This window comes from Paraconexibacter sp. (assembly GCF_041602235.1).
GTDB lineage: Bacteria > Actinomycetota > Thermoleophilia > Solirubrobacterales > Solirubrobacteraceae > Paraconexibacter.
The window spans coordinates 1-9,041 of sequence record NZ_JBFIGP010000149.1 but is presented as its reverse complement, the minus strand read 5'-3'; the positions used below and the strand labels follow the sequence as shown (position 1 = coordinate 9,041).

The following is a 9,041-nucleotide window of genomic DNA, read 5'->3' as shown; positions in this document are numbered from 1 at the left end:
TGGTCCACGACCACGTCCGGGCCCGCGGCGCGGCAGGCTGCGACGACGCTGCCGCGGTCGAACACGTCGGCGACGTGCGCCTCGACGCCGCGCCGTCGCAGCATCGCGGCCCGATCCTCGGTGCGGGTGAGGGCGGCCACCTCGTGGCCGTCGGCGATGAGCCGGTCGACGAGCGGTCGGCCGATGGCGCCGGTGGCGCCTGCGATCAGGACCTTCATGCGGGGACCTCCCGTCGGACGAGGACGACGAGCAGCACGGTGAGCAGGCCCAGCGACACCGCGTCGGCGACCCCGATCCAGGAGGGGTCGGCCTGCCCGACGTCGATGAGGTGGTTGACGGCGTGCAGCGCGGACTGCAGGGCCGCGAGCGCGAGGACGGGCAGGCGCCACGCCGGGCGGGAGGCCGCCAGGAAGGCGAGTGCTCCGAGCGCGAGCGACCAGCTCGCCACGTCGCGCAGGTAGTGGTCGTTGCGTGTGCCGAACGGCCCGACCTGCGTGAAGAACGATCCGGGCGCAGCGACCATCCAGGCGCCGAGGAAGAGCTGGACCGCGCCGTAGGTCCGCAACGCGTTGGGGAAGAGGCGTGTCATCCGCATGCGGGCAGCGTAGACCCGCCATCGGCATCGTGGGAAGATCCAAATCGATGCGTGATGATGGTGCCAATTCGGGTCCGGAGCTGCTGCTGACCCTGCGGCGCGGTGCCGGGGCGCCGGCCCTCGGGATCCAGGTGGAGGACGGGCTGCGTGAGGCCATCCGGGCAGGTCGCCTGCGGTCCGGAGACCGCCTTCCCCCGTCGCGGACGCTCGCCCACGACCTCGCGGTGGCGCGGCGCACCGTCGTCGGGGCCTACGAGCAACTGGTCGCGGAGGGCTGGCTGGAGGCCCGGACCGGCTCGGGGACGTTCGTCAGGAGGGCGCTGCCCGGTCTGGCCGTCCCCGCCTCCGCCGCGGTCGTGCCGGCCGCGCCCGAGGCGCCCGCGGGTCCAGGGCGCCTGCGCTACCACTTCTTCCCCGGCCACCCCGACCTGTCGGCCTTCCCGCGCGCCGAGTGGGGCCGTGCGGTCCGGGCCGCGCTGCGCGACCTGCCGGACTCCGCGTTCGGGTACGGCGACCCGCGCGGCCATCGTGAGCTGCGCGTGGCGCTCGCCGGCCATCTGGCCCGCACGCGCGGTGTCGTGTGCCGACCACGGCAGATCGTGATCTGCCAGGGCGCCGTCCAGGCGCTGGCCCTGCTCGTCCGGTCCCACGCCGAGCGGGGCGCGCCGCGGGTCGTCGTCGAGGATCCCTACCTGCCCGAGCACCGCGACGTCCTGGCCCACGCCGGCGCCGACGTGGTGCCCGTGCCGGTCGACGGGCTGGGGATCCGGGACGAGAGCCTCGTCGCGGCCCGCCCGGACATCGCGTTGGTGACCCCCGCCCATCAGTGCCCCACGGGCGTCGTGCTCGCCGCGGGCCGGCGCGCGGCGATCTGCCGCTGGGCCCAGGAGTCGACGGCGCTCGTCGTCGAGGACGACTACGACGCCGAGTACCGGTACGACCGCGCCCCGGTGGCTGCGGTGCAGAGCCTGGCTCCGGACCAGGTCGCGTACCTGGGCTCCACGAGCAAGACCCTCGCTCCCGGGATCCGGCTGGCGTGGCTCGTCGTGCCGGAGGACCGTCTCGAACGGGTCGTCGCCGCCAAGCGCTACGCGGACGCCGGGTCGCCGGTGCTCGAGCAGGCGGCGCTGGCCCGCCTGATCACCTCCGGCGCCTACGACCGCCACGTCCGCGCGGCCCGTCGTCGCCAGCGCGAGCGGCGCGACGCCCTGGTGGCCGCGGTGGGGGAGCACCTCCCGGACGCTCGGATCGAGGGAGCCGCGGCCGGACTGCACGCCGTCGTCCGCCTCGCTCGTCCGGTCGGCGCGCGCGAGCTGGTGGCGGCGGCCCGCGAGCGCGAGGTGGGTGTCCACCCGCTGAGCGAGTACCGCGCCGATCCGTCCCCGGAGACCACCGGGGTGGTGCTGGGGTACGGGGCGCTGGCCGTCCCGGCCGTGCGGGAGGGCGTGCGGCGGCTCGCGGCGGCGCTCTCGGAGGTCGGCTGACCGACGGTCCTCGGCTCCACCTCCGCGGCGGGGCGCCGGACCCCCGAGGCGGTCCTCAGCGTCCGGTCCAGCGCGCGGGCCGGCGCTCCCCGAACGCCTTGACCCCTTCCAGCAGGTCGTCGCTGTGGAAGCACGCCTCGCGGAGGGCGATGAGCTCCTGCTCGACGACCGGGTCGAGCTCGCCCTCGGCCGCGAGCAGCGCCCGCAGCGCGCGCTTGTTGCCGCGCACGCTGAGCGGCGCGTTGCCCGCGAGCTCGGTGGCCCACTCGAGCGCCGTGTCGTCGAGGGCCTGCCCGTCCACGACCTCGTGCACGAGGCCCCAGGACGCGGCGGTCGGCGCGTCGATGTAGCGACCGAGCAGGAACAGCTGACGGGTCCGTGGCTCGCCGATGGCGTTCAGGAACCGGCGCAGGCCGGTGTGCGAGTAGACGAGGCCGAGCTTCGCCGGGGGCATGCCGAGCCGGATGCCGTCCGCCGCGATCCGGAAGTCGCAGGCGAGCGTCACCTCCAGCCCACCGCCGATGGTGTGCCCGGTGAGCGCGGCGACCGTCGGGACCGGGCAGGCGTCGAGCGCGTCGATCGCGCCCGTGAACGGGTGCGCGACGAGCTTCTCGGCCTCTTCCGCGAAGACGTCGTCGGGCAGGTCCCCGATGTCGTACCCGGACGAGAACTGCCCGTCGTGCCCGCGCAGGACGATCGCCCGGACGGTGTCGTCGATCCCGGAGACCGTCGCGGCGATCGCGTCGAGGATGGTGTGGTCGAGCGCCCCGCGCTTCTCGGGATTGGCGATGGTCAGGCGCAGGACGCCGTCCGCGGGCTCGTCGAGACGCAGTTCTCCGGGCATTCGCCGGAGGGTAGTGCTAGTCGAGCACGACGAGCACGTCGCCCTCGTTGACCGCCTGCCCCTCCTCGCAGAGGACCTCCTTGACGGTCCCCGACGCCTCGGCCTCGACCGGCATCTCCATCTTCATCGATTCGAGGATCACGACCGTGTCGCCCTCGGCGACCACGTCGCCGGTTTGGCATTCGATCTTCCAGACGACGCCGGTGATGTGCGCCTCGACGTTCGGCACGGACTGCTCCTCGGGGTGGGGCGAAGGCGGGGGCCTCGGACGGTCTGCCACGATAGCCGCCGCCATGGACGCCGCCAGCCCCACGCCCGACAGACCCGACGTTGTGGTGATCGTCACCGCGTACAACGAGGCCGACCGGATCGCCGCGACCATCGAGGCGCTGCGTCAGGCCTTCGGGGACGGTGGTCAGTCCGTGCGGATCCTCGTCGCCGACGATCACTCGCCGGACGCGACCGCGCACGTCGCGCTCGAGGCGGGCGCCGAGCTCGTGCGCGCCCCGCGGAACATCGGCAAGGGCGGGGTCGCGACGCTGGCGGCCCGCGAGGTGCTGCCCCTCGCGCTGGAACCCGATCCGCCCGTGTTCGTGCTGTGCGACGGCGACCTGGCGGAGACGGCGTTCCAGCTGCCGCTGCTCGTGCGGGCGGTGCGCGCCGGGGAGTGCGACCTCGCGGTCGCGAGCTTCGCCAAGCGGGTCGGCGGGGGCTTCGGCTTCGCGGTCGGCTACGCGCGCAACGCCATCCGGCGCCTCTGCGGTCTGGAGCTCGACGCTCCGATCTCCGGCCAGCGCGCCATGCGTGGCGAGGTCCTCCCGGCGGTCGTGCCGTTCGCGCCGAGGTTCGGCATGGAGATCGGCATGACCGTGGACGCCGTCCGCGCCGGCTTCACGGTCGGGGAGGTCGAGCTCGATCTCGCGCACCGCGCGACGGGGCGGACCTTCCGGGGGTTCCTGCACCGCGGCAGGCAGCTGAAGGACTTCGTGCTCGTCGAGCTCAGCCGGCGCTGACCGGCCGGCGCCGACCAGGGTCCGGTCGACCGCAGGGCGAAAACCCCGGTCGAGGTTGGGACCGCCTGTCGATGGGGCGGCTGCCGGCCCGGTCGTACCGTGTCGGCCATGGCTCGAGCGACATCAACGGAACACCGCCGCGTCTCCTCCTGCGACGAACAGGTGCTCCGGTCGCTCGGGTTGTGCTCCGGGGTCGCCTTGACCCAGTGGTCCCGGAGCCCCTAGCAGGCGGTCCTGCCTCGGCAGGGCGCGAACTCCCGCGTGTGACGCCGCCGTTCGGTGAGGAAGGCCGGGGCCGAGGGGATCCAGGAACGGGGACGGGACAGCCCCGCTCCTGGGCCGGCCCCGGCCCTCACCGTGCTTGCGGGGGCATCCGTGCGGGTAGCGTGGCGCCCACATGTCCGAGCGACCAGACGCCGTGCCCGTGCGCGAGGGGGAGCCTCCCCTGCTCAAGCGCGCGATCTCCGGTCGGCTGCTGCTGTTCTTCGTGCTCGGCGACGTCCTGGGCGCGGGCATCTACGCGCTCGTGGGGGAGGTCGCAGGTCGGACCGGCGGTGCGGCCTGGGCGGCGTTCCTGCTCGCCCTCGGCCTGGCGGTCCTGACCGCGACGGCGTACGCCGAGCTCGTCACGAAGTACCCGGACGCGGGCGGCGCGGCGCTCTACGCGCACCGCGCGTTCGACCGGCGCACCCTCACCTTCCTGGTGATGTTCGCGGTGATGCTGTCGGGCGTCACGTCCGCGTCGACGCTCTCCCGGGCGTTCGCCGGCGACTACCTGGACGCGCTCGTCAGCACACCCACCCTGCCGGCGGCCCTGGTGTTCATCGGCGTCGTGGCGCTCGTCAACGCGCGCGGCATCTCGGAGTCGGTGCGCGTGAACGTGCTGCTCACGACGGTCGAGGTGCTGGGCCTGATCCTGGTCCTGGTGATCGGCGTCGCGGCGATCACCGAGGGAGGGAGCGGCATCGACGGCGGCCGGGTGTTCGAGATCAAGGAGGGCGAGGCCGTCGCGTGGGCGGTCCTCGGCGGCGCCACGCTGGCGTTCTACGCGCTGATCGGCTTCGAGGACTCGGTCAACGTCGCGGAGGAGACCCGCGACCCACGCCGCAGCTATCCGCCCGCGCTCTTCGGGGCGCTGGCGATCGCCGGCGTGATCTACGTGGCGATCACGGTCGTCGCGGTCACGGTGGTGCCGGTGGACCGGCTCTCGGGGTCCTCCGGTCCGCTGCTGGAGGTCACCGGCGCCGGCCCGCTCGCGGTCGACGACCGCATCTTCAGCGCCATCGCGCTGCTTGCGGTCGCCAACGGTGCGCTGCTCAACATGATCATGGCCTCCCGGGTGCTCTACGGCATGGCGCGCCGCGGCGTCGTCCCGGGGGTGTTCGCGAAGGTGCTGCCGGGGCGGCGTACCCCGCACGTGGCGATCGCCGCGACGACCCTCCTCGCGGCGGGCCTCATCACGATCGGCCGTCTCGGACAGCTCGCGGACAGCACCGTCCTGCTGCTCCTGCTCGTCTTCTCGGTCGTGAACCTCGCCGTGCTGGTGCTGCGGTCCGACACCGTGGACCACGACCACTACCGGGCCCCCACGTGGGCCCCGCTCCTGGGGATCGGGGTGATCGTGCTGCTGCTCACGCAGACCGACGCGTCCGCGTGGAAGCTCGTGGCGCCGCTGCTGGCGGTCGGGCTCGTCCTGTCGATGGTGGTCCCGCGGGGCCGGGATCTCGGTGCTGTCGCGTCCGACCCCGATGTGACGCCGTGACCGCTGCGCGGCGGCGAGAGCGCGGTTAGGGTCTCCGAGGATGATCCTCTCGATCGATCAGGGGACGACCGGGACGACCTGCCTGGTCTTCGACGAAGACGGGGTGCTCACCGGTCGCGCGTACCGGGAGTTCGCCCAGCACTTCCCGCAGCCCGGGTGGGTCGAGCACGACGCCACCGAGATCTGGGAGGTGACGCGGGCGGTCGCCGGCGAGGCGCTCGACGACGCGGGCTGCGGTGTCGGCATGCTGCACGCCGTCGGGATCACCAACCAGCGGGAGACCGTCTGCGTGTGGGACCCGGCCACCGGTGAGCCGCTGCACCGGGCGCTCGTCTGGCAGGACCGCAGGACGGCGGCGCGCTGTGACGCGCTGCGCGCCGCGGGGCACGAGGCGCTCGTGCGCACGAGGACCGGTCTGGTCCTCGACCCCTACTTCTCCGGGACGAAGATCGAGTGGCTGCTCGAGCACGTGGACGGGCTGCGGGAGAAGGCGCAGGACGGCCGTGCCGTCTTCGGCACCATCGACAGCTGGCTCGTCTTCAACCTCACCGGCGAGCACGTGACCGAACCCTCCAACGCCTCCCGCACCCTGCTCTTCGACATCGCGCGCGGCGAATGGGACGACGATCTCTGCGCGCTGCTCGGCGTGCCACGGCGGGCGCTGCCCGAGGTGCGCCCGTCGATCGGCGCGTTCGGCACCACCCGGCCGGAGGCGCTGCACGGTCACGCGGTGCCGGTGGCGGGGATCGCCGGTGATCAGCAGGCGGCGCTGTACGGGCAGGCCTGCCTGGACCGGGGGATGGGCAAGAACACCTACGGGACCGGCTCGTTCGTCCTGCTCAACTCCGGGGCCGAGCCTCCCCTCGCACCGCCCGGACTGCTCACCACGGTCGCGTGGGGCATCGGCGCCACGACCGTCTACGCGCTCGAGGCGGCGATCTTCGTGACGGGCGCCGGGGTGCAGTGGCTGCGCGACGGGTTGGGGATCATCGAGCGGGCCGACGAGACGGAGGCGCTCGCGGCCTCGCTGGACGGCAACGACGGGGTCTACTTCGTCCCGGCGCTGACCGGCCTGGGGTCACCGCACTGGGATCCCTACGCGCGCGGGACGATCGTCGGCCTGACGCGCGGCAGCACCCGTGCGCATCTCGCGCGCGCCACGTTGGAGGCGATGGCCTACCAGACCGTCGACGCGATCCGGGCGATGGAGACGGCGAGCGGAACGCCGCTGACGGAGCTCAAGGCCGACGGCGGGGCCACGGCCAACGCCTGGCTGATGCAGTTCCAGGCGGACATCCTGGGGGTTCCGGTCGTGGTGCCGGAGGTGCGGGAGACGACGGCGCTCGGGGCGGCCCTGCTCGCCGGCGTCGGGGTCGGCGTGTGGACGCAGGACCGCGTCGTGCAGATGTGGCGGGCGCGGTCCCGGTACGAACCCGCGATGGGCGAGGACGAGCGCGCGACCCTGCTGCAGGGGTGGTCGGGCGCGCTCGCGCGGACACTGACGTGAGCGTCATCTTCCACTACCCTCCCGGGTGCACGCACGGGTCGAACAGGTGAGAGGGCGATGAGCGGCGAGAAGCTGGCGTCGATGAAGGATCAGATCTATCGGGACCCGCGCCCGAAGGAGTACTTCGATCGCTTCCACGAGCGGTCCCGGACACGTGATCCGGACTGGGTGTACGAGGTCGTGAGGATGGCGACCACCATGTACGCGCTCTCGTTCTTCCGCACGCGCTGCATCTCCTCCGAGAAGGTCCCGGCGAGCGGGCCGCTGATCATCGCGCCCAACCACTTCTCGTTCATGGACCACTTCTTCGTCGGCGCCTTCACGCGCCGGAAGGTGCGCTTCATGGCCAAGTCGCAGATGTTCAAGCCGCCGCTGCAGTTCATCTACACCCACGGCGGGGTGTTCCCGGTGCGCCGCGGCGCCCGTGACGACGAAGCCTTCGCCACAGCGCACTCCGTGCTGGAGCGCGACGGGGCCATCGTCATGTACTGCGAGGGAGGCCGCTCGCGGACGGGCGCGCTGGCCGAGCAGGCGAAGCCGGGCATCGGGCGTCTGGCGCTCGAGTCCGGCGCCACGGTCCTCCCGGTGGCCATCCACGGGTCGGCGAAGGTCCGCAACTGGAAGCGCGGGCAGTTCCCGAAGGTCATCGTCCAGTACGGCGATCCGTTCCGCTTCGAGCGGGTCGAGACGCCCACGCGTCACCAGTCGCAGGTCGCCGCCGACGAGATCTTCGGTGAGATCAAGACGCTCTACAACGGGCTCACCGAGTTCGGCGAGTCCCGTGTCCGGGCGAGCGTCCGGGCCGCCCGCAGGGCCGCGCGGCAGGCCGGCAAGCGCGCCGCCCCCGCGTCCTGAGCGTCTCGACGCGGGGTGCGCCCGCGCCGGGCGATCGCGACAGATTCCGCTCTTCGCGTAAGTCCGTTGGGTTAGGGTCGTTGGGGGGGCGTCACCCAACCCCGAAGGAGGAGGAGTCATGCCTCGCATTCCACGCTCCGCCGCTGGTCTTACCGCGGTCGCGCTACTCGGTGCGCCGCTGGCGTTCGCAGGTACCGGAGATCCGCTGAAGGAGGGCGTCCGGAACGGCACGACGTCGACCGAGACCGAGATCATCGGCAGGATCGACGCCAAGACCGGGAAGGGCGGGTTCGTCACCCGTCAGTCCAACATCTCGACGGGCGCGAAGGCCGGTGGTGCCGCGATCTACGGCTGCCGCACGCCTATCGGCGGCACGTCTGCCGGGTCCGCGCCGTGTCTGCGGGCCTCGAACCTGTCCAACGGCAACGCGTTCGAGTTCGCGGCGTCCGGAGGACCGGCGGCCGGCCTGATCTCGGTCGGCAACCCGGCGGTCCCCAATCCGGCCGCGGCACCGTTCATCACGAACGCGACGGGTGTCGCGACGGGCTTGAACGCCGACAAGGTCGACGGGAAGGACGCCTCGGAGCTCGTCGGCGCGACCGGGCCGACCGGTCCGGCGGGTCCGACAGGAGCGACGGGTCCGTCCGGGACGACCGAGGCCCGCATCTCGCAGGATGCCAACGAACAGGTGCCGACCTGTCTTGGCTCCACGGTCAGCGCGTGTCCCGATCTGCTCAGCCGCACGCTGGGCGCCGGGAGCTGGCTGATCCAGGCGAAGCTCACGATCGACAACAACGGAGGTGCAGCGGCATCGACGAACAACCGCTGTGGTCTCGCGCAGGGCGCGACGGTGCTCGATGAAGCGCGCAACGCGCTGGGCGCCAACACCGCGACGAGCCAGAACGAAGCGGTGGCGCTGATGGCGATCGTCAAGGACGTCGCCGACGGCACGTCGATCGGTCTGCGCTGCACCGAGCAGGC

At 72.8% G+C, this 9,041-nt stretch carries 9 protein-coding genes and 1 pseudogene; 6 read left to right on the top strand and 4 right to left on the bottom strand.

Annotated elements, in window-relative coordinates:
• Both ABYE80_RS12610 and ABYE80_RS12605 read right to left on the bottom strand, forming a co-directional pair.
• Positions 1-218, bottom strand: a 218-nt coding sequence (locus tag ABYE80_RS12610; protein ID WP_372790637.1) for an SDR family oxidoreductase, incomplete at its 3' end; no start/stop codon positions are given.
• Positions 215-595 (bottom strand): hypothetical protein, encoded by a 381-nt coding sequence (locus ABYE80_RS12605; protein ID WP_372790636.1) that lies wholly within the window; start codon positions 593-595, stop codon positions 215-217. The genes ABYE80_RS12610 and ABYE80_RS12605, both read right to left, overlap by 4 nt.
• Before the next feature lie 47 nt (positions 596-642).
• Between ABYE80_RS12605 and ABYE80_RS12600 the strand changes: the two genes are divergently transcribed.
• Positions 643-2,079 (top strand): PLP-dependent aminotransferase family protein, encoded by a 1,437-nt coding sequence (locus ABYE80_RS12600; protein ID WP_372790635.1) that lies wholly within the window; start codon positions 643-645, stop codon positions 2,077-2,079.
• Positions 2,080-2,134: 55 nt separating this feature from the next.
• Here the strand turns inward: ABYE80_RS12600 and ABYE80_RS12595 are convergent, their stop codons facing one another.
• Positions 2,135-2,923, bottom strand: coding sequence for an enoyl-CoA hydratase/isomerase family protein (locus ABYE80_RS12595; protein ID WP_372790634.1), 789 nt, complete (start codon positions 2,921-2,923; stop codon positions 2,135-2,137).
• Positions 2,924-2,939: 16 nt separating this feature from the next.
• Positions 2,940-3,152, bottom strand: coding sequence for a biotin/lipoyl-binding carrier protein (locus tag ABYE80_RS12590; protein WP_372790633.1), 213 nt, complete (start codon positions 3,150-3,152; stop codon positions 2,940-2,942).
• A 64-nt stretch (positions 3,153-3,216) separates the two neighbouring features.
• On the opposite strand from ABYE80_RS12590, the gene ABYE80_RS12585 reads away from it, so the two are divergent.
• From ABYE80_RS12585 to ABYE80_RS12565, 5 genes and pseudogenes are all read left to right on the top strand, one after another.
• Positions 3,217-3,936 (top strand): glycosyltransferase family 2 protein, encoded by a 720-nt coding sequence (locus tag ABYE80_RS12585; RefSeq protein ID WP_372790632.1) that lies wholly within the window; start codon positions 3,217-3,219, stop codon positions 3,934-3,936.
• Between the two features lie 397 nt (positions 3,937-4,333).
• Positions 4,334-5,698: an APC family permease gene (locus ABYE80_RS12580; RefSeq protein ID WP_372790631.1), complete on the top strand. Its 1,365-nt coding sequence runs from the start codon at positions 4,334-4,336 to the stop codon at positions 5,696-5,698.
• Between the two features lie 40 nt (positions 5,699-5,738).
• A complete protein-coding gene (glpK, locus tag ABYE80_RS12575) occupies positions 5,739-7,205 on the top strand; it encodes a glycerol kinase GlpK (protein ID WP_372790630.1) in 1,467 nt (488 codons plus the stop codon).
• 57 nt (positions 7,206-7,262) lie between these two features.
• The gene (locus ABYE80_RS12570; RefSeq protein ID WP_372790629.1) at positions 7,263-8,060 is read left to right on the top strand and encodes a lysophospholipid acyltransferase family protein; all 798 of its coding nucleotides are present in this window, start codon (positions 7,263-7,265) and stop codon (positions 8,058-8,060) included.
• A gap of 118 nt (positions 8,061-8,178) precedes the next feature.
• Positions 8,179-9,041: pseudogene (locus tag ABYE80_RS12565) on the top strand (hypothetical protein); the annotation flags it as partial.